Below are 23,804 nucleotides of genomic sequence, written 5' to 3' on the forward strand. Positions count from 1 at the left end.
CAGCTTTTTGATTTTAGTTTATCCCTTCATTCTCCCTAATAATCTCATCGCATCAGTCTCCTTAGATAAAGCATGAACCAAAGCAGGCTGCTCACTGATCAGGGACAATTCCTTGAATAACTGGCGCATCTCTTCCCGCCCATCTTGTTTAACCGCAAGCAAGAACACAAGCTCTACTTTCTCGGTCCCCCAGGTAAGCGGCTGCTTCAAGGTAGCGATTACAATGGAGGACTGCCTTATCCACTCAGAACCGCCATGCGGGATGGCTATGCCTCCTCCAATCGTCGTAGCCGACATTTTCTCACGCGCCAGTACGCTGTCCACATAACCGGGCTCCACATATCCTTTGTCCTCCAGTATTTGCGCCAGCTTGGAGATCAATTGTTCCGGATGCTGCACTTCCTGCTGGGGAAAGACCAAAAAAGGTGTTGTATATTTAAAAAATACCGATTCTTCTGCCGCCCTATGTTCCGGCTCATCCAGTCGTCGGATCACTTGCTCCAGTCGACGTTCGTCCTTGGCATCCAGCAAGGGAGAGACGAGAATGTGCGGAATGTTCATCTCTGGGAGATCTACAGTGGTAATGACGAGATCCACCTCCTGGGCTGCCAGATAGTCCTGGACTTCTGCTTTGGAAAGGGTGGTCTCCACATGTACAGCCGGAAATTTACGTTCCACCTTGGTGCGCAGCAGTTGGGACATACCGATGCCCATGTGACACACGATAATGGCTCTCTGGGGATGACTCTCTTTCCGGTGCAATCGCTCCACAGAAGCCTGAAAATGCAGCGTTAAATACGCCGCTTCCTCCTCGGGGAATGATAGCCGGACCCATCTCCCCACCTCTTCCAGCGTAATAATAACTCGGTCGAACATGTAGGGGTACATCTTCTTGATCTCGGCCAGCATAGGATTGGACACGGTCAACCCATATTGAAGACGGTTCAGGGTCGTATATAAATGGACATTCAATCCTTTCAGCAACATTTTGTCCTTGGAAAAGGCAATCATATTCAGCTCGGACATCCGCCGGACTAACTGCTCAATCAACTCAGGCAAAAGCGGGTGGCTATCTGCCAGCTCACCTTGTTTTCCTGTTCTTTCCTCCTGCTGGTAACGGAACTTCCCGCTAAGCAGGTGCAGAGTTAAATACGCTGTCTCTTCCTTGGAAAAAGGCACGGCAAACAACTTTTGCAATTGCTGCAAAAAAGACGTAGCCCATGTAAATTCGCGTCTCTCCTGCAAAAAGGCAATGTCCTGCTTGGAGAGGGAAATGGGTTGTCCCATCTTAGTTCGTTTGACCATTAAAAGGATATGCAGCATTAGAGCTTCGAAAGCTTCGTCAGTAAAGCTGAGCTCATGGCGTTTTTGCAATGCTTTTAATTCATGATTTATGGTTGTAATCTCGTGCGATTCAAACTGTTTGCGCATCAACTGTCCTGTTAACTCAGGACTGTCAATCAGCTGGTTCATCCGCGCCAAAGCGATGCGCTTATTTTTCTCAGAGCCTTGAATGGTTAAGCCTACGCGCTGCTTGGTAATTAAGGCCAGATTAAAGCTGTGCAGCCAGCCATCAATCTTCTCCATATCTCTACGAATTACCGTCTTGTTCACATAATACTGTGAAGCTAGATCCTGGATGGTCACAGGCTTGGCATTCATCAAGAGCCGATAGGCGAGATGCAGTACCCTTTCCTCATCCGACTCATGTTGGGCTGTACTCTCGTCCGCATACAGTCGATGGAACAATTCATTCTGATCTGCTTCACCCATCTCTAGATAAATGCCGCGTCCCGGCCTTCTCACCAGATTGGCATCAGAATGCTTAACGATATAATCTTCAATTACTTTCAGATCGTTGCGGATCGTCTTTTCAGAGCAGTCGGTCAGATCTGCCAAATCCTGCGCTAACCACAACCGGTCCGGTTCAGTTAACAACATGCGTAAAATTTCCATTTGCCTTTTATTCATTCCATTCTCCCATCTTCCAAGTTAAAGAATGTCCAGGGCATTTCGAGCTATATTTTTGCTGGTTTTGTGTTGACTTTAAGTATACTCCAAGTAGTACATTTAAAGCATGGTGGCCGCCAAATTTAAGAATAATGAAAAGAGGAATCACTCATGACCATTGGGAAAACAGTTCTTATTACTGGGGCCAACAAAGGCATCGGGTATGAAACAGCCAGACAATTGGGCGGTATGGGTTTTACAATCCTGATTGGCTCACGGAATGAGCAGAGCGGCCGGGAAGCGGTGGCTAAGTTGGCTAATGAGGGAGTAAAAGCCCGATTGATTTTGTTAGACGTGACGAATCAAAGTACGATTGATTCCGCAGCCCATCAGATCAAGCAAGAATCCGGTTCCCTTGATGTACTCATCAACAATGCCGGCATATCTTTGGGAGGAGCCACTCCTCCAAGTCAGTTTTCTTTGGACGATTTAAGAGAAACGTATGAAACAAACTTTTTCGGTTTGGTCGCCGTGACGCAAGCCATGCTGCCTTTATTGCAAGAATCTCCATGCGGTAGAATCGTTAACTTGTCGAGTGGCCTTGGTTCATTAACCTATAATAGCGATCCTGAACATGAGCATGCCCAATTTAATTTGCTTGCCTACAATAGCAGCAAAGCAGCGGTTAATATGTTCACCGTCACCCTTGCCAAGGAACTCCAAGACTCACCTCTCAAAGTTAATTCGGCTGATCCTGGCTTTACCGCCACTGACTTAAATGGCTTTACAGGACCGGGTTCGGTACAACAAGCTGCTGCTGTCGTTGTTCGTTTAGCCACTTTAAATAATGACGGGCCGTCAGGAGGGTTTTTCGACGCGAATGGAGAAGTTCCTTGGTAATCGTTACAATTAAGGAGTGGGATACTTTGCAGGAAATTCCGGAGACCATAACCTCTATTAGTCAAGCTGCAGAACTAACAGGCTTAACAGAGGATACCATACGCTATTATGAGCGAATTGGCTTGCTGCCTTATGCAGAACGAAGGGCTAACGGACACAGGTTCTACAGTAGAGATCAGATTCTGGGGATTATCTTTCTAACCCGATTAAAAGCCACTGGAATGACCATAGAGGAAATGAAGCATTATCGAGAACTTTCGATGCAAGGCAACAGCACCATTCCGATTAGACACTCCTTACTTGAAAAACATAATCAGAAGATTCAACAAGAAATCTCCAGACTGATGGAGACCCAAAAAATTATTGAATATAAGCTCAGCCATTATCGCGACCTCTCTACCAATCCTGATCTTAGCGACACGAATTGTAACCCTACAACCCCCAGCACCAATCCCCTTTTTTAGGGGGTTTTTTATTGCTTTATCCAAAAAGAAGGTCGATCATGTTGTACAATGATCAACCTTCTTCCTACCCATGCTCCCCCGCTTGATTCACCTCATCTATCATTTCTGAGAACGATTGATATACTCTGATTTGACCAATGCGCACATGTAAAGATCATCATATTTCCCGGACGTAAATTCATATTGGGAGAGGAGCCCTTCCTGCCGAAAGCCTGCTTTTTCGAGCAAACGCAAGGATTGTGCATTCTCTGGCTCTACTAGCGCCTGAATGCGGTTCAATGAGAGGGTATTAAACCCATAGTCGATTACAGCTGCAAGTACCTCCAACATTAACCCTTGGCCCCAATAGTCTCTGGACAATTCATAGCCCATTTCTGCCCGGTGATGACGTTGGTCCCAGTTATGAAACCCGCAAGAACCGATGATTTTACCTTCATTCGTTTGAAGAGCCCAGCGTATTCCCTGATCTGTCTCAAAAATCCGATCATACCAACTGATCTCATCCAGTACATCCTGTTCAGACTCAAACGGGCTCAGTCCATAAAACTTCATAACCTGCTCATCTGAAAAGTATTCCAACATGTCCTTGCTGTCCGTCGCTACCATTTTTCGTAATACGAGACGTTCGGTCGTTATAACCGGAAACTCACCTTTCACATTCTCACCTCTTGCTGCCTTGTTCGCTTTTGCCAGCTCTTCTTGCATACCCATACCTCCCGAGTCTATCGTTACTTTCTTCTTCCAATTATAGAGTAAATGAGAGGAAGGGATATTTATAATAATTTCTTTGTTTATAGAATGTTTTCCTAAACATGGATTGTAAAATGACCGTTAATATAAGGAGTGTGTTTTTAATTATTAAGAAGAGGTGTATTTTTTGGACGAACAGCACGTACCACACAACCCGCAGGAATCTTCAAGACAGATGTACATTCGGCATGGTCAAAATTATGGGGTAGATCCAAACAGGATGGCGGCGTTATCAAAAACATACGGGAACTCTACTCTGTTTAGACGGTGGGGAGCAACAGTTTTTGATTGCATATTTTTTTATCTTGGGTATATTTGTTTCTTTATTTCTGTCATTCAAATAACGGATAGATGGTTTTGGCCTTTAGCGATTGCATCCCGTTGTATTCTGCTTATTGCTTTCTTCAGCTATTATTTGCTTTTGGAAGGTTACACAGGCTATACGCTGGGTAAGTTCGTCTTTCGTATTAAGGTGGTTAACGGGGAAGGTAAGCCTCCTGGTTTTCTTAAATCACTCATTCGTACGCTGCTCAGGCTAATCGATACCAATCCGTTGCTAATGGGTGGGATACCTGCTGGTATCAGCGTGTTAGTAACTGCATCTAGACAACGAATTGGTGATTTAGCTGCAGGTACATATGTTGTAAAGGTACAGGATTTAGAGCCGATTAGCAAAAAGACAATGAAACGTTCGCTGTTTATATTTTTTACCGCCATAGTGATCTTGGGAGCCTCGTTTGTAAATGCTATTTTTATACTGGCAAATAGTTACGTGCCTCCTGAAGCTCCAGTGAGCAAGAAAGAGCAAAGCTATGTGAGTAAAGATGGACGATTTCAAATCACAGCCCCACTGGACTGGTCAACAGATCCGGACCGTGAAGGAAAAGCAGAGATTGCGATATTTAATCCGTACATTCAAAAGTCCGTTGTGGTACTATCCCACTCGAAAAAGCAATTGGGCAATATAACTCTCCAACAGTATGGTAAGAAAGCTGAAAATAACTTAACCAAAGAGTGGAACCTGTCCAGTGTAGGACCTGTCTCTAATACAACCATTCATGGATATCCTGCCCTTGAGTTCGCGATTAAAGGTAAAAAAGATGTGGATAAATATATCACCCACGTAGCGATTATAGAGACCGAAAAGGATTACTACCAGGTGCTAGGATATGCCCCAGCGTCTAAAGACGGCCGTTTAAAGAAAGAACTGCACGACATTATCTATAGCTTCCGCGAGGTTCGTCATTAGTCAGCGTGGCTGGCAATAAAAAGGATAGACACAAAAAGCAGGTGCTCCTTAGAGCCCTGTTTTTTTGCGTACAACGATTCTTCACATCTATGATAAAATGGACTGACATGCTCGGCGACCTGCCTTATCATATTGTTCAGATGCACAATAAATTGGAAACCCTTTCATAAAGGTAGTACATTAAGGTACACTATATCACGATAGATAAAGGAGGAATCCGGATTTGTTTCAGCTCTCCGAAAAACAAGCCCAAGACATCGTAGACAAAATGATGAAGGATATTCCATACAATATCAATATAATGAATGAACGAGGCATCATCATTGGCAGCGGCGAGAGTGAACGAATCGGAACCATTCACCAAGGCGCTGTTCAGGCGCTCGAAACCGGGAAAATGATTGAAGTGTGGCAGGACGGCCACTATGAGAAAAAGGGAACCAACGAACCGATTGTCATTCATCATGAGTTAGTTGGCGTGATTGGTATTTCAGGCAATCCTGATGAAGTGCGTCCTTTTTGCAATATTGTTAAAACTACAGTATCTCTCCTGATCGAACAGCGCATCTCATTGGAGCATCTGGCCTATGAAGCCAATCGCAAAAAATCTGTGCTGGAAATGTTATTGAATCATCAGGGAGCCTACACGCAAAAAATAAAAAAAGAAGCAGCTCAATATCACATTGATTTGCTTCTAAAAACTTCGGCTGTATATGTAAAGTATCTGCCTGCTGATCCAGCTCATTTAGCCGAGTTGTCCAATATATTCATGCAGCATCCATCCTTTCGTATGGAGGAAGATTGTTATCTCGTCCTAATACAAAATCAGGAACCGACAGACAAACTGCTAGAGCCACTTGTGCGCAGCCATCCCGATGTGCTGATTACGGTCAGCAGACAAGAGCACAACATTGCGGATGTTTATATGCAAGCCAAGTCAGCTATGAATGTTTTACTGGCTTTGCGCCCGCCTGTGCAAAAAATTTCTTTTGCGGAAGTCGAATTTCTGGTCAAATTGAGTCAAACGAACCTGACGAACACGATCTATCTGGTGAGCAAGCTGGAGGATACCGTGGATTTGCTGGATACGCTGCGAAGCTTTATTAACCATAACGGCAGTGTCTCCTTTACGGCAGATGAATTAAACATTCACCGAAATACGCTGCAATACCGCCTGAAGCGCATCCATACCTTAACTGGTAAAGATCCCCGGAATCTCCTTCAGCTTTTTGAGCTTACGCACGGCTTATTGGCACTGTATCAATGAACAGCTGTTTCACGCCCCTGACCATACGCCAGAAATATCATGTATCCGCTCGCCGCACTCCCAATTTCTCAGTCAATCCGGCTTTAGCTAAGCTCGGGATTACAGGCGAGCGCTCGTATTATTCGGTTCACTTCTCGCTGAATTGAAGTACTCTTGCGATATTCTCGCACGTACGCTCTACGTTTTGCGGCCCTTCGGCCAGCAGCTTACCGAGCTCCGAGGCTCCCGGTACGATGCCGAACACCGCATCTATTCCTTCCTTGTACAACGTGTCGATCCCTTCCCCGATATAACCTGCAACCGCAATAACCTTTTTGCCAGACTGTTTGGCCGCCTGAGCTACTCCATAAGGAGTTTTACCGAATTTAGTCTGAAAATCAATACCGCCTTCCCCCGTCAAAACGATATCGGCCGTGGCAAGCTTTTGTTTTAAACCGGTGTATTCAATCACAATTTCAATGCCTTTTTGCAGCGCCGCTTGAGTGAAAATCAATAAGCCCGCACCCAATCCACCTGCTGCGCCTGCGCCTGGGAGATCGCGCACATCCTTGCCTAGTTGCTGCTTCACCACATCGGCATAATGGGCAAGATTGGCATCCAATTGCTGCACCATCTCCGGGGTTGCCCCTTTTTGTGGCCCGAATACTTGAGAGGCCCCATGCTCTCCGCACAGCGGATTTGTCACATCACAGGCTACAATCAGTTGTACCTGCTGCAACCGGTCATCCAGTGATGAAATATCGACACTGGCCAGCTCGCCCAGACTACCGCCACCGCGCGGAAGAGTATTGCCTGTTGCATCCAGAAATCTGGCGCCCAGTGCTTCCGCCATTCCTGTACCGCCATCATTCGTCGCGCTTCCGCCAATGCCGATGATAATTTTTCGAATTCCCTGGTTCAGACATTCACGGATTAACTCCCCTGTACCGTAGGTGGTTGTCTTTAACGGGTTCTTGTTATCCTTGTTAACCAGATGGATTCCACTGGCGGATGCCATCTCGATTGCCGCCGTGGTGTCGTCTCCCAGCAAGCCGTATGCAGCAGTTACAGGTTCTCCAAGTGGTCCTGTCACCTCAATATAACGAACCTGTCCGCCTGTCGCATCCACCAGTGACTGCACCGTTCCTTCACCGCCGTCCGCCATCGGTACGTGGACGTAATTCGCTGCTGGATAGACCTTGCGCAGTCCTTTCTCCATCGCGATACACACTTCTTTAGCCGTCATGCTTTCTTTAAAAGAATCTGGTGCCAGCACAAATGTTTTCTCTCTCATCTTCTCACCCCATTGTAAATATTAAAGTAAAAATCCATACATGAGTGTCGCTACAATTGCCATCGTCCCACCCACAATAGCTTCGTAAGGAATCAATCCCATCCGTTGTTTAATGCTCATTTTCATGCTGTCTGCCGTGACGTGAAAATAGTTGCCCTGCGGCAAGGAATCAATGACTGTAGCTCCTGTATGCACCATCACAGCTGCGGCGAGCGGGGCCGTCCCCATGTTCAGAATGGCTTCCCCAAACGAGCCTGTCGCCAAAATAACTCCCGTCGAGGTGGACGCCGTGGCGGCTGCCATCAGAATACCTGCAAGCGGTGCCAAAAATGTACCGGAAACTCCCGAAGCTTCAATCAGGCCAACCACCTGTGCAGACAAGTTGGAGGCAGAGATCAGACCGGCAATCCCGCCTGCACCGATCAAAATCAGCACAGTCGCTGTCATTTTATTTAAACCGGAGGCCGAATACTTCAGGATATTGCGCCCTTGTCCCATGGCCAGCATACCCACAATCCCGGCGATCGGCAAAATGTACATCGCATCCACCTTGAAACTCGAAAGTGCTTCAATGCCGGAGATGGAACCAATCGGGTTAATCATCAGCAAAATAACAGCTACCAGCGGGGCTACAATCGCCCGTCCCAACGCTGGATATTTCGATGTATCGACATCACTGTCCATAATATCCTGGTCGGACACCTTCACACCTTTGGTTTTCAACATAGATGCCACCAATACAGTCATGATTAAACCGCATATCGCAGGAACCACGCCCGCCAACATCACGTGGCTTAAATCCAGATTAAATCCGCGCGCCGCCGCAATCGTATTAGGATTGGGAGAGATGATGTTCCCCGCTTTTCCGCCTCCAGACAAAGCCAACAGGAGCGCCAGCTTGGAAATCCCCATTTTGTTACCGACCGACAATGCAATAGGTGCCACAATCAGCACGGCAACGGGAATAAATACACCTACCGCCGTAATAATCATCGTCGCTAAGGCTAGTGCGAGTATCGCTTTACTACCGCCAAATTTCTTTACAATAGCCTGCGCAATCGTCTCCGCCGCCCCGGATTCCATCATTACGCCTGCCAATACACCTGCGGCAAGCACACGAATGACCGTCCCCATCACACTTTGCGTACCGCTTATTAACACGCTGATCGTCTGCTCCAGATTGGCTCCGCCCAATAAAGCGCCTACAATAGCTCCCAAAAATAAAGCATAAACCGGATTCAGCTTTCTTAATATCAGAATAATTGCAATAGCCAGCCCTGCCAGAGCCCCTATCCAACTGATCGTCAATCCTTCCATCTGTCTAACCCCCCGGGCAATTTTTGATTACGCTTTCATTATATCGATTGCTGTATGTGAAAAATATTGAAGAACAGACGAAATTGATTGTGCATTTGCACAAAAAAGTCCGAACAGGCTTACAAAACAAATTTAATGAATACGCTTGCAAATTTAAAATTTAAGATTATAATACCTGTATACAAGTATACTTGATTAATTGAGAAGGTGAAATGATGGTCGAATCAGAATTCCTATATCCCTCCAAATGGCTTTTAAAAGCCTCAGCTGGTGATCGCGTAACTTCCGAGCTTAGAATGCGCATTATTTCTGGCGGGATTGAAAGCGGTACCATATTATCTGAAAATAAACTAGCTGCTGATTTCACTGTAAGTCGCTCACCCATTCGTGAAGCGTTAAAAATACTGGCATCCGAAAATATCATTCGATTAGAAAGAATGGGAGCCGTTGTTATTGGTTTATCAGAAAAAGAAATAGAAGAAATTTATGATGTCCGTCTGCTCATAGAATCCTTCGTATTTGAACGTCTTGTAAAGATGGACACTGATGATTTGGCGAAGGAACTTAGTAAAATACTCGAAATGATGAAAGTCGCCATTAAATATGGTGATGCTGATGAGTTTTCATATCAAGATGTCTTATTCCATGAAACGATTATTCGTGCAGTCAATCATTCTCATATTCTGATGATTTGGAATAATCTAAAGCCTGTTATGGAAAGTCTCATTCTTTTGTCGATGCGTATGCGTTTCAAAGAAAAGTATGAAGATTTTACACGGATTATAAACAATCACGAACTTTATATTGAAGCAATCAAAGCAAAAGATAGAGACCTCATGATCAAGTCTTTACATGAAAACTTTGATGATGTTCAAGGTAAAGTAGAAGACCTATGGATGTCACAACAAATGCTATCTAAAGGAGTCGTGCAACCAAATGACTAACTATATGTTGGGTGTAGATATCGGGACCACAAGTACGAAAGCCGTTCTATTTAGCGAAAAGGGCGAAGTCATCCAACAAGAGAATATTGGATACCCGCTTTATACACCGGACATAGCGACAGCTGAACAAAATCCAGAAGAGATATTTCAGGCTGTCCTACAGGCCATTTCGAATATCATGAAACATCACTCACAAAAAAAGCTATCGTTTGTTTCATTTAGCAGTGCCATGCATAGTGTCATTGCGATGGATGAACATGACCTCCCACTTACGTCTTGTATCACTTGGGCAGATAATCGAAGTGAAGCATGGGCACATAAAATAAAAGATGAGCTGAATGGCCATGAAGTCTATAAACGAACAGGAACACCCATTCACCCCATGTCACCCTTAACAAAAATAGCTTGGATTGTGAATGATCTTTCTGAAACCGCTGTCAAGGTTAAAAAGTATATCGGAATTAAAGAATATATTTTCAAAAAGTTCTTTGATCAATATGTAGTGGATTATTCCCTAGCTTCTGCCATGGGCATGATGAATCTAGAAAAATTAGATTGGGATGAAGAAGCATTAAAAATTGCGGGTATAACCCCTTCTCAATTATCTGAGCTCGTGCCAACAACCCAGATATTTACCAACTGTGATTCAGATTTAGCAAAAAAGATGGGGATCGATCCACAAACATCGTTTGTTATTGGAGCTAGCGATGGAGTCCTTTCTAATCTAGGTGTAAATGCGATACGAAAAGGCGAGGTTGCCGTCACAATTGGGACAAGCGGTGCCATTCGAACCATTATAGACAAGCCTCAAACAGACGAAAAGGGAAGAATATTTTGTTATGCCTTAACAGAAAAGCACTGGGTTATTGGGGGGCCGGTGAACAATGGCGGGATGGTCCTTCGCTGGATCCGTGACGAACTTGCCTCATCAGAAGTAGAAACAGCGAAAAGACTAGGAATTGATCCATATGATGTACTAACCAAGATTGCTGAACGTGTAAGACCAGGATCTGACGGATTGTTATTCCATCCATACCTGGCTGGTGAACGTGCGCCATTATGGAATCCAGATGTACGTGGCTCATTCTTCGGTTTGACGATGTCACACAAGAAAGAACATATGATTCGCGCAGCCCTAGAAGGAGTCATTTACAATTTGTACACCGTATTTTTGGCATTAACTGAATGCATGGACGGTCCCGTGACCCGAATTCAAGCTACTGGAGGCTTCGCGAGGTCAGATGTTTGGCGGCAAATGATGTCCGATATATTCGCATCTGAAGTCGTCGTTCCAGAAAGCTACGAAAGTTCTTGTCTAGGAGCTTGTATTTTAGGCTTGTATGCCACCGGAAAAATCCAGTCCTTTGAAGTCGTCTCTGAAATGGTTGGCAGTACCAACAAACATACACCAAAAGAAGAAGCAACCAAGGAATACAGGAAATTGCTGCCGATTTTCATTAACCTATCCAGAGTATTAGAAGACGATTATACACGGATTTCCAATTATCAAAGAAGCTTAATTAAACACTAAAAAGATAAAAAGCAGGGGGTAATTACAATGCCATTAGTTATCGTAGCGATTGGAATTTTAGCATTACTCGTTTTAATCATGGGCTTCAAATTGAACACCTTTATTTCATTAATCATTGTATCGTTCGGCGTCGCTTTAGCACTTGGAATGCCTTTAGAAGAAATTGTTAAAACCATCGAAGCCGGATTAGGCGGAACCCTTGGTCACTTAGCGTTAATCTTTGGACTTGGAGCGATGTTAGGTAAGTTGATCGCTGATTCTGGTGGTGCTCAACGAATTGCCATGACCCTCGTAGACAAATTTGGTGAAAAAAATATTCAATGGGCGGTCGTAGCTGCTTCATTCATTATCGGTGTGGCGCTATTTTTTGAGGTAGGATTAGTATTGTTAATTCCAATCGTATTTGCCATTTCAAAACAATTAAAGGTTTCTATCTTACATCTCGGTATTCCGATGATTGCAGCTTTATCCGTAACACACGGTTTCTTACCTCCACACCCAGGGCCGACAGTTATTGCCCGTGAATATGGCGCGAACCTTGGTGAGGTTTTACTTTACGGTTTCATTATTGCCATTCCAACCGTTATCTTAGCTGGACCTGTATTTACGAAGCTTGCCAAAAAACTCGTACCTGCATCATTTACGAAAACTGGTAATATTGCCTCTTTAGGTGAACAAAAAGTATTTAAGTCCGAGGAAACTCCTGGATTTGGAATCAGTGTATTTACTGCAATGCTTCCTGTCATTTTAATGTCTATTGCTACGATTATAACTTTGCTTCAAAAAACAATGGGATTTGAAGATAATAGTTTACTAGCAGCGATCCGTTTTATTGGTGATGCATCAACTTCCATGTTAATTTCCTTACTGGTAGCTGTCTACACCATGGGAATAGCAAGAAAAATCCCAATCAAAAATGTAATGGCATCTTGTACAACGGCTATTACTCATATTGGGATGATGCTCTTAATCATTGGGGGCGGCGGAGCCTTCAAACAAGTACTGATTAATGGCGGCGTAGGCGACTATGTAGCTGAATTATTCAATGGAACTACATTATCACCCATTTTACTTGCCTGGATCATCGCTGCAATCTTACGTATTTCCTTAGGTTCTGCAACTGTTGCAGCTTTAACAACCGCTGGTTTAGTTATACCGATGTTAGGACAATCCGACGTTAATCTTGCTTTAGTTGTGCTCGCCACGGGAGCGGGTAGTTTAATAGCTTCACATGTTAACGATGCTGGTTTCTGGATGTTTAAAGAGTATTTTGGTTTAAGCATGAAAGAAACATTTGCAACATGGACATTGCTTGAGACCATCATTTCGGTAGCCGGATTAGGATTTATTTTAGTACTAAGTTTATTCGTATAAACCACGATTCCCGGGCGGTAGATCCCCCACTTATTTTTCTTAGAATCTTCTAAGTTTATAAGTGAGGATCTACGGCCTATTCATTTCAAACAAAAGGAGCAGAAAAAATGTCCAACACAATGGGTGTCATTGGTTTAGGGGTAATGGGCCGTAATATCGCCTTAAACATGGCTGGTAAAGGCGAGCAAGTCGCTGTCTATAATTATACGAGGGATTTAACGGACGATCTTGTCAAAAAAAGTGAAGGTCACTCCATCCATCCCTACTACGAAATTCAAGATTTTGTCTGCTCCTTAAAAACTCCAAGGAAAATTTTCCTTATGGTAACAGCGGGCAAACCGGTTGATTCGGTAATAGGTACATTAGTCCCCTTCCTTGAAGCAGGCGATGTGATCATGGACGGTGGTAACTCCCATTACAAAGATACGGAACGTAGATATGATGAATTGAAGTCAAAAGGAATCGGTTATTTAGGAATCGGTATTTCCGGCGGCGAAGTTGGGGCTTTACATGGACCTTCGATCATGCCTGGTGGAGATAAAGACGTATATGAAAAAGCATCTCCTATTCTAACAAAAATAGCAGCCCAAGTAGACGGAGACCCTTGCTGTGTTTATATGGGTCCAAAAGGATCCGGTCACTTTGTAAAAATGGTACATAACGGAATTGAGTACGCAGATATGCAATTAATCGCAGAAGTCTATACATTTTTAAGAAAGAGGCTATGTTTATCTGTTAATGAAATTGCCGACATCTTTGAAACATGGAATCAAGGGGAACTGAAAAGTTATTTAATCGAAATTACCGCAGAGATTTTACGAAAAAAAGATGAAATAACAGGCTTACCTCTGATCGATGTGATTCTGGATAAAACAGGGCAAAAGGGCACAGGTAAATGGACAAGTATTCAAGCAATTGATCATGGAATCCCATCATCCATTATTACAGAGTCATTGTTTGCCCGTTACATCTCCTCTTTAAAAGAAGAACGAGTTTATGCAGAAAATATCCTGACAGGCCCAGAGATTGATCAGCGAAGTTTAGATAAAAATGTGTGGATTGAGTACATTAGACAAGCTTTTTATATGGGTAAAATTTGTGCCTACGCGCAAGGATTTATACAATATAAAATGACTTCTGAGCTTTACGGATGGAATTTACCTTTACAGGATATTGCCCTTATTTTCCGTGGTGGTTGCATCATTCGTGCCAAATTCTTAAATGTAATAAGCGAAACATATCAAGAACAGCCGAATTTGGCTAATCTCTTAATCGCCCCGTATTTTGCTGAAAAGGTTAAAGAGTATCAATTGGGATTGCGAAAAGTAGTCTGTGAGGGTATTAATTCTGGTATTTCGTTTCCATGTTTAAGTGCTTCACTTACTTATTTCGATAGTTACCGGACAGGCATTTCAAATGCTAACCTTTTGCAAGCACAAAGGGATTATTTTGGTGCCCATACTTATGAACGAAGTGATGCAGCAGGGTCCTTTCATACAAACTGGCAGTGATCGATAGTGGTAGTAAATCTCCAGTGCCCTAATGAAGTGGTTCCTTCCCTTCATTAGGGCACTCCTCGTTTAAGCTAAATAAAAAGAAGCCTTGGGCGTATAACATTTCAGCCAAGACTTCTTCAAATAAACATCTACCCAGCCCAGACATTTGGCAAAAGTTTGCATCTGTTGGGGTTTAAGTGCCACCCATAGCTTATCTTTGCAGATATTGTCTCAGCCATTGGAGCGCGGGACGTTCCGTGCCGTTAGAGTTCAGCAGATGTGTGTTCGGCTTCCAAGTTTGTCCCTGGATATACCCCCAGAGCGTAACTCCCTTCACCGCAGAATGCTTCCATAATACCGGAAATTTCTCCTTGTATCTGGCAAGCTGGGTGTTGTCGTCGCCAGTTATATCCAGCTCCGACACATAGATTGGCAATCCTGTTGCCGCCAGCTTGTTCAGTACAGTGTTCATCGTATTAACTGAAACAGTGTCCATGCTAAACTGGTGGCATTGGATACCAATTCCGTCAATCAGGCCTCTGCTCTTGAGCTGATTAATAATATTGACATATTGGTCGGTTAACGAAGGATCATTGATAATTCCATATTCATTGATCAGCAGCTTAGCATTGGGGAAGGCTTGTCTGGCCTGTTGGAACGACCATATGACCCAATCCCATCCGGTCGACCCGTCACCACCAATGGCATTGCGATAGGACGGCTTCTGATGCAGCGGCTCATTCACCACATCTACAAACTCCGCATTCGGATAGCGTTGACCTGCTGCTTTAATCCACTGAGTCACTTCCGCTTTCTGATCAGCAGCCGACAGCCCCCTAACCCAACCTGGCTCCTGGGCACCCCATACCAACGTATGGAACTTGAACGGGAAGCCATTGCTACGGGCATAATTGTAGGCGGTATCGGCCTGTGACCAGTTCATGTTGTTACGGTTGCCTTCAACCGATTCCCACTTAGTCGAGTTTTCCGGCGTCACTTGATTCCAGTATGTCCCGTAACTAGGAGGGACACTGCCCGCAATGACATTCCCCAGGAATTTGCCACCGTTCGCCATACTGGCACTAGCCGGGTTTATCAGAACTGATGATAACAACACACCCGCCAACGCCAAGCCGCTTACCAACTTGCCCACTTTAAATTTCGACATACAATCTCCTCCTCATACGTATAGTTTTTTAATATTCCTACTCTTAAATAAATCGCTTACATTTCCAATTATAAGAATGTAAGGTTATTATCTGCTACATGTAAAAGTAAAGATTTTACCCGAAAAACTTTACATCATTGCGGGGCGACTGAAAACCTGGTGCTCCTTTATCCCAAACAACTCCGAAATGACAAAAAAAGGTTGATGCAAAAAGTGATATGCTCCCCTTACAGTAGCAAGTTTTAACCTGCCTACTCTTTTGGGAACATATCACTTTGGAGACTGCCTATTTAATAGTTTAAGGATTAAGGGCTCTTGCAATTGCGTCTACATAACTTTGGCTAGGGACGTTGGCTTACTTCTGCTTGTGGAACTATTCCCTCAAAATTGTGGAATGTGCCGGGATACAGATGGAATTCGACGTCCACCCCCGCTTGGGCAAGGCGTCCCACATATTCGATCGTCTCATCTCGGAATAGATCGAGCTGGCCTACGCACGTATAAGCCGGCGGCAGCCCAGCCAAGCTTTCTGCTCTCGACGGCACCGCATATGGGGACACCTCGCTATCTTCGGTACGATTGCCTAAGTACATGTTCCAGGCCGCCAAGTTGTTCTTCCGGTTCCATGGTGCGTTATCGGCCGTAATTTCATGACTTGACGCCGTAATACTGCGGTCATCGATCATCGGATACAGCGGCATTTGGAAAATGAGGGCTGGCCCACCTTTGTCACGAGCCATTAAAGCAAGTGCTGCGGTCAGCCCGCCGCCCCCACTTGCTCCTGCAATGGCGACCCGATCTAAGTCAATGCCCAGCAGCTCCGCTTCGTCGGTCATCCACGTCAAAGCGGCATAACAGTCATCGATGGCAGCCGGGTAGGGATGCTCAGGAGCAAGTCGGTAATCGACCGATACGACGACGCATTTGGCCGCCTGCACGAAGCGTTCGCACAAAGCATCGTCCATATCAGGATGCCCCATCACATAGCCTCCCCCGTGAATCCACAGCATGGCCGGTAGCCTAACGTCAGTTCGCTGAGCAGGTTCGTAGATTTTGACTAATATCTCGCCTGCTACACTCGGAATCATCCGGCTTGTCGTGCGTACGTGCTCCGACTGCTCAATAGGAGGACTAGACAAATAGCTTCTGCTCAGCTCTAAATTCTCTTCCAGTTGAAAACCAGGAAATTGTGCGATTACTGACCTTAATTCTGGTAATAAACGATTTTCAAAATCCATGCAAGTCACTCCTATGTTTGGTTTTTACAATCTTTTCTCCGTCTCCGCTTCCCACTTGGCTATTTCCTTCCGAACTCGGGGTGCTACCTCTGTTCCTAGCAGCTCAATGGCTCTCATCACTTCGGCATGCGGCATCGTGCTTAACGGAACATACAGCATAAAGCGAGTAACACCTACATGTTTGCGAAGGTGAATGATCTTCTGGGCAACAGTCTCTGGATCGCCGACATACAGCGCACCTTCAAAGCTGCGCGCGGCATCGTAGCTAGAACGATCATAATGTGCCCAGCCCCGCTCCCTGCCCAATCTATTCATACCTGCCATCGTAGAAGGGAAATATGTATCTGCAGCTTGCTCATTATTCTCTCCGACAAATCCTATCGAGTGCGACCCAACCCTAAGCTTTGATTCCTCATGACCGGCGTGCGCTGCTGCCTTCTTATAAAGCTGGACAAGTGGTGCAAAATTTACCGGATTCCCGCCAATGATCGCGAGTATCAAGGGCAGTCCTAACAGACCTGCCCGGATAGCAGAATCCTGCCTGCCCCCGCTGCCAACCCATATGGGTAAAGGATTCTGAACCGGCCGTGGATACACACCCAAATTGTTAATTGCTGGCCGATGTCCGCCTTTCCAGGTTACTTTTTCGGACTCCCGTATTTTAAGGAGCAATTCCAAATGTTGTTCAAACAGCTCATCATAGTCTTCCAAGTCATAGCCGAACAGTGGAAAAGATTCAATAAAGGAACCTCGACCCGCCATAATCTCCGCACGTCCATTCGAAATACCATCCAGCGTAGCAAAATCCTGAAAAACGCGAACGGGATCAGCTGAAGAAAGCACTGTCACTGCACTGGTCAGCCGAATCCGTTTCGTCTGCGCTGCAGCCGCTGACAGCACAACTGCTGGTGAAGATGCAGAATAATCCTTCCGATGATGCTCACCTACACCAAACACATCAAGCCCCACTTGATCAGCAAGGATAATTTCCTCGACAACTTCGCGCAATCGCTGTGCGTGACTTATCACTTCACCTGTCTGAACGTCGGGCTTTGTTTCTACAAACGAAGTAATACCTATCTCCATCGTCCATCTCTCCTATTCTAATAGCTTTCTTTGTATGTTAATTAAATACCGGTAAAATATCATACCGATCGGTAAAATATTTTTCCCAGTAAATATAACTCATTAAAAAGAGTACTGTCAATAAATATAGTAAAGACACTTTGATTTATCCTCATACTGATATCTCCTTGGTGCGATAAACCAATCTGCATTTGACAATATAACGGGCTAATTATAAGATAATAACATACTAACTGGTACGCAAATAAAGACCCCTAACAATTATGGTCAGAGTCATGGAATTAAGAATAAAATTACGAACAATGAGAGGTATTGATTATGGGACGAATCCGCGAATTTGACGAAGATAAAGTATTAGATGCAGCTATGCAAATATTTTGGGAGAAGGGATATGAAGCTACCTCATTGAGTGATTTAACTTCCAGAATGGAAATTCAACGACCCAGTATATATTCCACTTTTGGAGGCAAAAAAGAATTGTTCGAAGCTGCGCTGCGCAAATACATGATGTCCCGTGCTTCTCTGATCCGAACCAAACTTCAAAGCAATCCATCTGTAAAAGAAGCATTTCGGACTTTCTTTGAAGGTGTGGTCGATGAGGAATATTCGGAAAATCCTAGAAAAGGATGCTTTTGCATTAATACAATGGTTGAACTTGCGCCCCATGATGAGAAGTTTGAAATTCTTACAAGGGAGCATCAAATGTACCTAGCGGTTATATTTCAAGAAACCATTGAAAGAGGTATACAATCAGGTGAGCTTGAGATCGGGCTCAATGCGAAGGCTGTATCACAGGCGCTAGTCGTATCGTTAATTGGACTGACCGTAATGATAAAGTCTCGTCCAGAACGATCATTTATTAATAACACGATAGAGGTGACACTTACACTGCTTAAGTAATTTGGAGTCATTCATTTTAGCGGATACCAATCTCTATATGACAGTTTAAAGGGCACCCAGTCGGGTGCCCTTTGTGCGTAACACATATTTTTACATATGCTGATATAAAACAATTCGTTACAATTGCGGATAACGATGGAGGTTTTATTAATGTCCACGATGTTTTTCTTTCGCCTTTTTCTCCTTTAATTCCCTTATCCGTGCCTTCATAGATTCCTTTTGCTGTTTAGAGTAAGTACGTTTCTCCAACTTACGCTTCTCATACTCTAACTTTAAGGCCTCTTGTGCGTTGGAAGAGACTCCCTTTCGCCTTAATTCATACGCTGCCTGCCTTGCTAACCGCTTTGGATTGATCTTCTTCGTCTCAGACCCCTTTACAGCCACCTCTTGTGAAAGCCGACTAACAAGTTCACACATTTCCTCACGAATAAAATGGAGAATCTCTTCGTCTTTAGGCTCTGTACCAAAAATGTACCTGGCTGCCTTCAATTTCCCTTGGTCCTGCTCCTCCACGACTCCAACCCAATACTGTCCATCATGATAAATCGTAAGCTTCATTTGAATCCCCCTCATTTTAAATCGAAACGATGGACATCCCGAGGGGGGAAGGTTACTGACATGACACTCTTGCTATTATAGAGTCGTCCATGCGTCTGGACTACCAACCAGACTGTGTTTTTTCGTCTCAGAAAAAGTATAGTTGCCTTACTGGAAAACAGCAAGTTAATCGCTGATATGTATTAGAGTGAACCTGGATATAGAGTATACTAGATGAGTATAAGTTCGGTACACGATGACATGATATATGTAATGGTACTTAAATACAGAACAGAAGAGGTTGAAAATGAGTCAGAAGCATTTTACAGATTACGCATTAAGTGAAGAAATTGTAAGAGCGCTGAATAGCTTGGGCTATGAGACGCCAACAGAGATTCAGACGGAAGTCATTCCAGTGGCGCTTGAAAAGAAGGATCTTGTCGCCAAATCGCAAACAGGTAGCGGCAAAACAGCGGCCTACGGCATTCCAATCTGTGAGCTAGTAGATTGGAATGAGAATAAGCCCCAAGCTTTAATCCTGACGCCAACCCGTGAACTCGCGTTACAGGTCACCGAAGACATCACGAATATTGGACGCTTTAAGCGGATCAAAGCAACACCCCTTTATGGGAAACATCCTTTTCATATCCAAAAGGCTGAGTTAAAACAAAGGACGCATGTGGCTGTAGGTACGCCAGGACGTGTACTGGATCATATTGAACGAGGGACGTTACCGTTAGATCGGATTGCCTATCTCGTGATTGATGAAGCTGATGAGATGCTGAATATGGGCTTTATCGAGCAAGTTCAGTCGATTATTCAAGCGCTGCCTAGTGATCGGGTTACCATGTTATTCTCCGCTACCTTCCCTGAGGACGTAGCCACACTGTCACGTAAATATATGAAAGACCCTGTTAGAATTGAGATTAAAGCGACTGGTATAACGACCGCTACAATTGATCACTCTCTTATTCAGGTGAAGGAGTCAGACAAGCTGGCACTACTGCAAGATCTGCTCATTGTTGAGAATCCTGACAGCTGCATTATTTTCTGTCGTACGCAGGAGAATGTAGATACATTATTCAGGGCATTGGCTGATCTTGAATATCCATGTGATCGCATTCATGGTGGCATGGAGCAAGACGAGCGATTTGAGGTAATGAATGCATTCAGAAGGGGTCAATTTCGTTACTTGATTGCAACAGATGTTGCCGCACGAGGAATTGATATCACGAATATCACCCATGTCATTAACTACGATATTCCCCTTGAGAAGGAAAGCTATGTTCACCGCACAGGACGTACGGGACGTGCTGGCAAAACAGGGAAGGCCATTTCCCTCATCACTCCTAAGGATGGCCGAAGATTAGCTGATATCGAAGCATATATTGGATTCGCGATTCCGCAGGTAAAGGCTCCCTCAGAAGAGGCTGTTGACCTCCGTAGAGAAGATTTTGAGCAAAAACTGCATGTAAAAACCGCACTCAAAAAAGATAAGCGCGAGCAATTAAACCAACAGATTATGAAGCTGAACTTTAACGGCGGTAAGAAGAAAAAACTTAGAGCTGTCGACTTCGTGGGGACCATCGCTAAGCTTGACGGAGTCAACGCAGATGATATCGGGATCATTACGATTCTAGATAATGTGACAGATGTCGAGATTCTGAATGGCAAGGGTCCATTGGTGCTTGAGATTATGAAGAATACAACCGTAAAGGGTAAGCTGTTAAAGGTACGCAAAGGGAATAATAAGTAGATGTATGCTGCATAAAAGAAGGTGAGGCAACCCCGCCCGTACAGCCGATAGTTTTCGTTAGCTAACGGGCGGGATTGCCGAGTTTACCTCTTGATCGTTTAATTCATCTTTCCATTTTGAATTTGCAAGAAAATTGTGTGCTCTCTTGGATAAAACCAATAGTCATCTTCACCTTATCAATGACTTAACTTAACTTAATTTTATTTTATCTCTCATTCCTTCCACTTTACCTAATCCATAGGTTGTTTTGGAAAAGCACTCCTGAATCGTTTCAGAGATTACTTACTATTACGACGTCTAAACTTATTAAAAATGTAATGTCTAAATAGAACAATTGAAATTTCGGGTAGCAATACAGCAAATATGTATAACAATATAATGAATGGTAATGACGAAATGAAAATTTCAGCGCCCTGGCCTGTTTTGACACGTTCAACTAGCAGCCACCACATAGGTACGGATACAATCCACATCAAGGCATTAGAGGTGATTACATAAAGAGTATTTCTCCATAACAGACAGAACAAAATTGCATAATGGCCGGAACAGTCCATGAACCTATCATAAGACTATTGCTTAATATAACAAATGCTATAACAGGATATAAAAGTGCAACCACCATCTGGACTCCCCTATTATTATAAAACCTCATTTCTTATCTCCTTTTTATATTTTTACAATCTATTTTCAATTTTTGATAGGTATACTTTATCATTCTATTTACTTCCACAATATAAATCCAAGCCCTATGAAATCAACACCGTTAGTGATAAACGTTCTGCTTTATCGTATTCTCTTAGAGAGTTGATAAAATACTCAAAAAATTTTTAGACAAGGTGTCCCTTTCGGTCATCTTCATTTGTTATATAGGTATAGTTTTCTTTTTGATCAGAGGAGGTGCCTAAATTTTTGAATGAGGAAATCGAATACAGAATCAAATCAGTTCAAGCTGGCGAAATCCAGGATTACGCCTACATTGTGAAGGAGTATCAGCGTCAGATATTTGTGTATTGCTGGCGGCTATTAGGAAGTGAGCATGAGGCAGAAGAAGCCGTACAGGATATTTTGGTCAAAGCTTTTGAAAAAATTAACATGTACAAACCGACAATGGGCTTCTCCTCCTGGCTGTATAAAATGGCTTATCATCACTGCCTGAATCTGATTCGCCGGAAGAATCTGCAGCGCAAATTTAGAATTAACTTGTTCGCCTCAACTAACATAGCCGCGGACAGCGCAGCACAGGTTATAGAACGTCAGCTTTTCAGTGAACCGCTGAGCCGGGCATTAGACCAACTGAATGCAGAAGAACGAAACCTGTTGGTGCTGCGCATTTTTGAAGAAAAAACGTTTGGAGAAATCGGGGAAATTATGAACAAGAGCGAGGAAGCTATCAAGAAAAAATACGGCAGAACAAAAACAAAGCTTAAAAAAATAATGGAGCCCATAAAGGAGGACCCGAAATGCGTGAATTTCAAGGCAGAAATCAGGAACAAAATCTGAATTACACCGATCTGCAAGACAAGGGATTAAAAAACATGGACATGCTGACAGAACCAGAGAGTGCTCTGAAAATCCAAGCTTTTGATGTCTCTGACAAAGTGATGAAACAGGTCTACCAAAAGGCGATGCCCAAAAAGGTAAAAATAGGAAAAACCCATTTTCGGCCTCGGATCACCGTCCCCATCATGATTTTGCTTTTTGTAGTAGGGGCCTCTGTGACCGGATACGCAGCTTCACAATATCTTGAATTTCGCAACAGTAAGGGCGACGTTGTATTAAATACCGCCAAAACACCTACCGAAACGAACGCCTCCAAAACGTATACCTCCACCTATGCACGGTGGAACGAAGAAGTGAGGGACCGTTTGAAACCAGGAGAGTATGCCGCTTATTACGTCAAGGACGATTCTATGAATCAAAACAACCTATCTAATCCGGCCCTGTTTGCGTACAAGCCGGCTGAACTTTCAAGTTTCAACAGCTTACAAGATGAAATCAAACGGACTGAGGCTCCATTATTCAGCAACCCCACTCATCTACCGGATGGCTATCAGTTTGAATTCGGATACGTCTATCCAAGCGCTGCATATCCTGGGATGATGGATAAAAAGGAATATCGAGCTTTAACCGATAAACTGATGCAACAGGCCAAAGCTGCACCGGAGGGTGAAAATCTGTTTATTCAAAAGCTGAGCTGGGACAAGTCAGACTCCTCCTTTGCCCGGTATGCGAGAGGAAACGACTATGTAAACATTACCGTCACCAAATACACTCCTGAAGTCACAAAGACAACCATCATGCAAAATGAACAGGATTCGGCTGAGCAATTGACAATCAAAGGAACCAAGGCCTATTACATCAGGGCAAGTGAAGCAAGCAAGCCCTTGGAAGCAGGAAAAAACCGATTGGGATGGCTCGATGAAAAAAGACATTTACACTACAACATATCCGATAACCAGGACAGCCCTCTGAGCAAAGAAGACCTGGTAAAAATAGCTGAAGATTTGCTTAACGGTTCATCGCAATAGCTATACAAGAAAGTTTCAAAGAGAGACCATCCTTTTTATAAGGGTGGTCTCTCTTTGAAGAATGTCCCTATACCTTTTC

19 protein-coding genes and 1 pseudogene are annotated in these 23,804 nt (G+C 43.9%); 12 read left to right on the forward strand and 8 right to left on the reverse strand.

Annotated features, from left to right (window positions below; translation table 11 throughout):
• Positions 1-18: 18 nt before the first annotated feature.
• Positions 19-1,971 (reverse strand): BglG family transcription antiterminator, encoded by a 1,953-nt coding sequence (locus MKY16_RS24630; RefSeq protein WP_340957459.1) that lies wholly within the window; start codon positions 1,969-1,971, stop codon positions 19-21.
• Positions 1,972-2,121: 150 nt separating this feature from the next.
• Here MKY16_RS24630 and MKY16_RS24635 point away from each other — a divergent pair, with 150 nt between their 5' ends.
• Positions 2,122-2,850 carry an SDR family oxidoreductase gene (locus tag MKY16_RS24635; protein ID WP_069012309.1) on the forward strand — a complete coding sequence of 243 codons (729 nt, stop codon included), beginning with the start codon at positions 2,122-2,124 and terminating at the stop codon, positions 2,848-2,850.
• Positions 2,844-3,314, forward strand: a complete 471-nt coding sequence (locus MKY16_RS24640; RefSeq protein WP_238437914.1) for a MerR family transcriptional regulator — start codon at positions 2,844-2,846, stop codon at positions 3,312-3,314. Before MKY16_RS24635 ends, MKY16_RS24640 begins: the two co-directional genes overlap by 7 nt.
• A 99-nt stretch (positions 3,315-3,413) precedes the next feature.
• On the opposite strand, the gene MKY16_RS24645 is transcribed toward MKY16_RS24640, so the two are convergent.
• Positions 3,414-3,971, reverse strand: a complete 558-nt coding sequence (locus tag MKY16_RS24645; protein ID WP_039272193.1) for a GNAT family N-acetyltransferase — start codon at positions 3,969-3,971, stop codon at positions 3,414-3,416.
• A gap of 211 nt (positions 3,972-4,182) precedes the next feature.
• On the opposite strand from MKY16_RS24645, the gene MKY16_RS24650 reads away from it, so the two are divergent.
• A complete protein-coding gene (locus tag MKY16_RS24650; protein WP_340957462.1) occupies positions 4,183-5,313 on the forward strand; it encodes an RDD family protein in 1,131 nt (376 codons plus the stop codon).
• Between the two features lie 223 nt (positions 5,314-5,536).
• Positions 5,537-6,577: a CdaR family transcriptional regulator gene (locus MKY16_RS24655; protein WP_029518873.1), complete on the forward strand. Its 1,041-nt coding sequence runs from the start codon at positions 5,537-5,539 to the stop codon at positions 6,575-6,577.
• 127 nt (positions 6,578-6,704) lie between these two features.
• On the opposite strand, the gene MKY16_RS24660 is transcribed toward MKY16_RS24655, so the two are convergent.
• Together MKY16_RS24660 and MKY16_RS24665 are read right to left on the reverse strand one after the other, a co-directional pair.
• Positions 6,705-7,850, reverse strand: coding sequence for a glycerate kinase family protein (locus MKY16_RS24660; protein WP_209950092.1), 1,146 nt, complete (start codon positions 7,848-7,850; stop codon positions 6,705-6,707).
• 21 nt (positions 7,851-7,871) lie between these two features.
• Entirely contained in the window at positions 7,872-9,167 is a 1,296-nt protein-coding gene (locus tag MKY16_RS24665) for a GntP family permease (protein ID WP_025719225.1), read from the reverse strand.
• A gap of 212 nt (positions 9,168-9,379) precedes the next feature.
• Here MKY16_RS24665 and MKY16_RS24670 point away from each other — a divergent pair, with 212 nt between their 5' ends.
• From MKY16_RS24670 to gnd, 4 genes are all read left to right on the forward strand, one after another.
• Positions 9,380-10,111: a GntR family transcriptional regulator gene (locus MKY16_RS24670; protein WP_029518875.1), complete on the forward strand. Its 732-nt coding sequence runs from the start codon at positions 9,380-9,382 to the stop codon at positions 10,109-10,111.
• Positions 10,104-11,642, forward strand: a complete 1,539-nt coding sequence (gntK, locus tag MKY16_RS24675; RefSeq protein WP_318627776.1) for a gluconokinase — start codon at positions 10,104-10,106, stop codon at positions 11,640-11,642. The genes MKY16_RS24670 and gntK overlap by 8 nt, the downstream gene beginning before the upstream one ends.
• 27 nt (positions 11,643-11,669) lie before the next feature.
• Positions 11,670-13,016, forward strand: coding sequence for a GntP family permease (locus tag MKY16_RS24680; protein ID WP_029518877.1), 1,347 nt, complete (start codon positions 11,670-11,672; stop codon positions 13,014-13,016).
• Between the two features lie 107 nt (positions 13,017-13,123).
• Complete coding sequence (gene gnd, locus MKY16_RS24685) at positions 13,124-14,527, forward strand: decarboxylating NADP(+)-dependent phosphogluconate dehydrogenase (protein ID WP_340957464.1); 1,404 nt, start codon at positions 13,124-13,126, stop codon at positions 14,525-14,527.
• A gap of 196 nt (positions 14,528-14,723) precedes the next feature.
• Here the strand turns inward: gnd and MKY16_RS24690 are convergent, their stop codons facing one another.
• The 3 genes and pseudogenes from MKY16_RS24690 to MKY16_RS24700 form a co-directional block, all read right to left on the reverse strand.
• Positions 14,724-15,680 carry an endo-1,4-beta-xylanase gene (locus MKY16_RS24690; RefSeq protein ID WP_340957467.1) on the reverse strand — a complete coding sequence of 319 codons (957 nt, stop codon included), beginning with the start codon at positions 15,678-15,680 and terminating at the stop codon, positions 14,724-14,726.
• 298 nt (positions 15,681-15,978) lie between these two features.
• Positions 15,979-16,918 (reverse strand): annotated as a pseudogene (locus MKY16_RS24695) (alpha/beta hydrolase).
• A gap of 24 nt (positions 16,919-16,942) precedes the next feature.
• Positions 16,943-18,004, reverse strand: coding sequence for an LLM class flavin-dependent oxidoreductase (locus tag MKY16_RS24700; RefSeq protein ID WP_029518881.1), 1,062 nt, complete (start codon positions 18,002-18,004; stop codon positions 16,943-16,945).
• Between the two features lie 318 nt (positions 18,005-18,322).
• On the opposite strand from MKY16_RS24700, the gene MKY16_RS24705 reads away from it, so the two are divergent.
• Entirely contained in the window at positions 18,323-18,904 is a 582-nt protein-coding gene (locus MKY16_RS24705; protein ID WP_340957468.1) for a TetR/AcrR family transcriptional regulator, read from the forward strand.
• Positions 18,905-19,051: 147 nt separating this feature from the next.
• Here MKY16_RS24705 and MKY16_RS24710 read toward each other — a convergent pair whose 3' ends face one another.
• Positions 19,052-19,462 (reverse strand): YjdF family protein, encoded by a 411-nt coding sequence (locus MKY16_RS24710; RefSeq protein WP_016822512.1) that lies wholly within the window; start codon positions 19,460-19,462, stop codon positions 19,052-19,054.
• A gap of 286 nt (positions 19,463-19,748) precedes the next feature.
• Between MKY16_RS24710 and MKY16_RS24715 the strand changes: the two genes are divergently transcribed.
• The 3 genes from MKY16_RS24715 (at position 19,749) to MKY16_RS24725 (ending at position 23,725) form a co-directional block, all read left to right on the forward strand.
• Positions 19,749-21,197 carry a DEAD/DEAH box helicase gene (locus MKY16_RS24715; RefSeq protein ID WP_029518884.1) on the forward strand — a complete coding sequence of 483 codons (1,449 nt, stop codon included), beginning with the start codon at positions 19,749-19,751 and terminating at the stop codon, positions 21,195-21,197.
• A 909-nt stretch (positions 21,198-22,106) separates the two neighbouring features.
• The gene (locus tag MKY16_RS24720; protein WP_340957469.1) at positions 22,107-22,697 is read left to right on the forward strand and encodes an RNA polymerase sigma factor; all 591 of its coding nucleotides are present in this window, start codon (positions 22,107-22,109) and stop codon (positions 22,695-22,697) included.
• Positions 22,658-23,725: a DUF4367 domain-containing protein gene (locus MKY16_RS24725; RefSeq protein ID WP_340957470.1), complete on the forward strand. Its 1,068-nt coding sequence runs from the start codon at positions 22,658-22,660 to the stop codon at positions 23,723-23,725. Before MKY16_RS24720 ends, MKY16_RS24725 begins: the two co-directional genes overlap by 40 nt.
• Positions 23,726-23,804 lie beyond the last annotated feature (79 nt).

This window comes from Paenibacillus sp. FSL L8-0641 (assembly GCF_038006265.1).
In the GTDB taxonomy this organism is placed as follows: domain Bacteria; phylum Bacillota; class Bacilli; order Paenibacillales; family Paenibacillaceae; genus Paenibacillus; species Paenibacillus polymyxa_D.

Excerpts from the sequence above, each read along its gene's own strand:
- MKY16_RS24725 (WP_340957470.1), top strand. The coding sequence starts at position 22,658 with ATGCGTGAATTTCAAGGCAGAAATCAGGAACAAAATCTGAATTACACC.
- MKY16_RS24635 (WP_069012309.1), top strand. The coding sequence starts at position 2,122 with ATGACCATTGGGAAAACAGTTCTTATTACTGGGGCCAACAAAGGCATC.
- MKY16_RS24660 (WP_209950092.1), bottom strand. The coding sequence starts at position 7,850 with ATGAGAGAGAAAACATTTGTGCTGGCACCAGATTCTTTTAAAGAAAGC.
- MKY16_RS24630 (WP_340957459.1), bottom strand. The coding sequence starts at position 1,971 with ATGAATAAAAGGCAAATGGAAATTTTACGCATGTTGTTAACTGAACCG.
- MKY16_RS24680 (WP_029518877.1), top strand. The coding sequence starts at position 11,670 with ATGCCATTAGTTATCGTAGCGATTGGAATTTTAGCATTACTCGTTTTA.
- MKY16_RS24715 (WP_029518884.1), top strand. The coding sequence starts at position 19,749 with ATGAGTCAGAAGCATTTTACAGATTACGCATTAAGTGAAGAAATTGTA.
- MKY16_RS24710 (WP_016822512.1), bottom strand. The coding sequence starts at position 19,462 with ATGAAGCTTACGATTTATCATGATGGACAGTATTGGGTTGGAGTCGTG.
- MKY16_RS24700 (WP_029518881.1), bottom strand. The coding sequence starts at position 18,004 with ATGGAGATAGGTATTACTTCGTTTGTAGAAACAAAGCCCGACGTTCAG.
- gnd (WP_340957464.1), top strand. The coding sequence starts at position 13,124 with ATGTCCAACACAATGGGTGTCATTGGTTTAGGGGTAATGGGCCGTAAT.
- MKY16_RS24665 (WP_025719225.1), bottom strand. The coding sequence starts at position 9,167 with ATGGAAGGATTGACGATCAGTTGGATAGGGGCTCTGGCAGGGCTGGCT.
- gntK (WP_318627776.1), top strand. The coding sequence starts at position 10,104 with ATGACTAACTATATGTTGGGTGTAGATATCGGGACCACAAGTACGAAA.
- MKY16_RS24705 (WP_340957468.1), top strand. The coding sequence starts at position 18,323 with ATGGGACGAATCCGCGAATTTGACGAAGATAAAGTATTAGATGCAGCT.
- MKY16_RS24690 (WP_340957467.1), bottom strand. The coding sequence starts at position 15,680 with ATGTCGAAATTTAAAGTGGGCAAGTTGGTAAGCGGCTTGGCGTTGGCG.
- MKY16_RS24670 (WP_029518875.1), top strand. The coding sequence starts at position 9,380 with ATGATGGTCGAATCAGAATTCCTATATCCCTCCAAATGGCTTTTAAAA.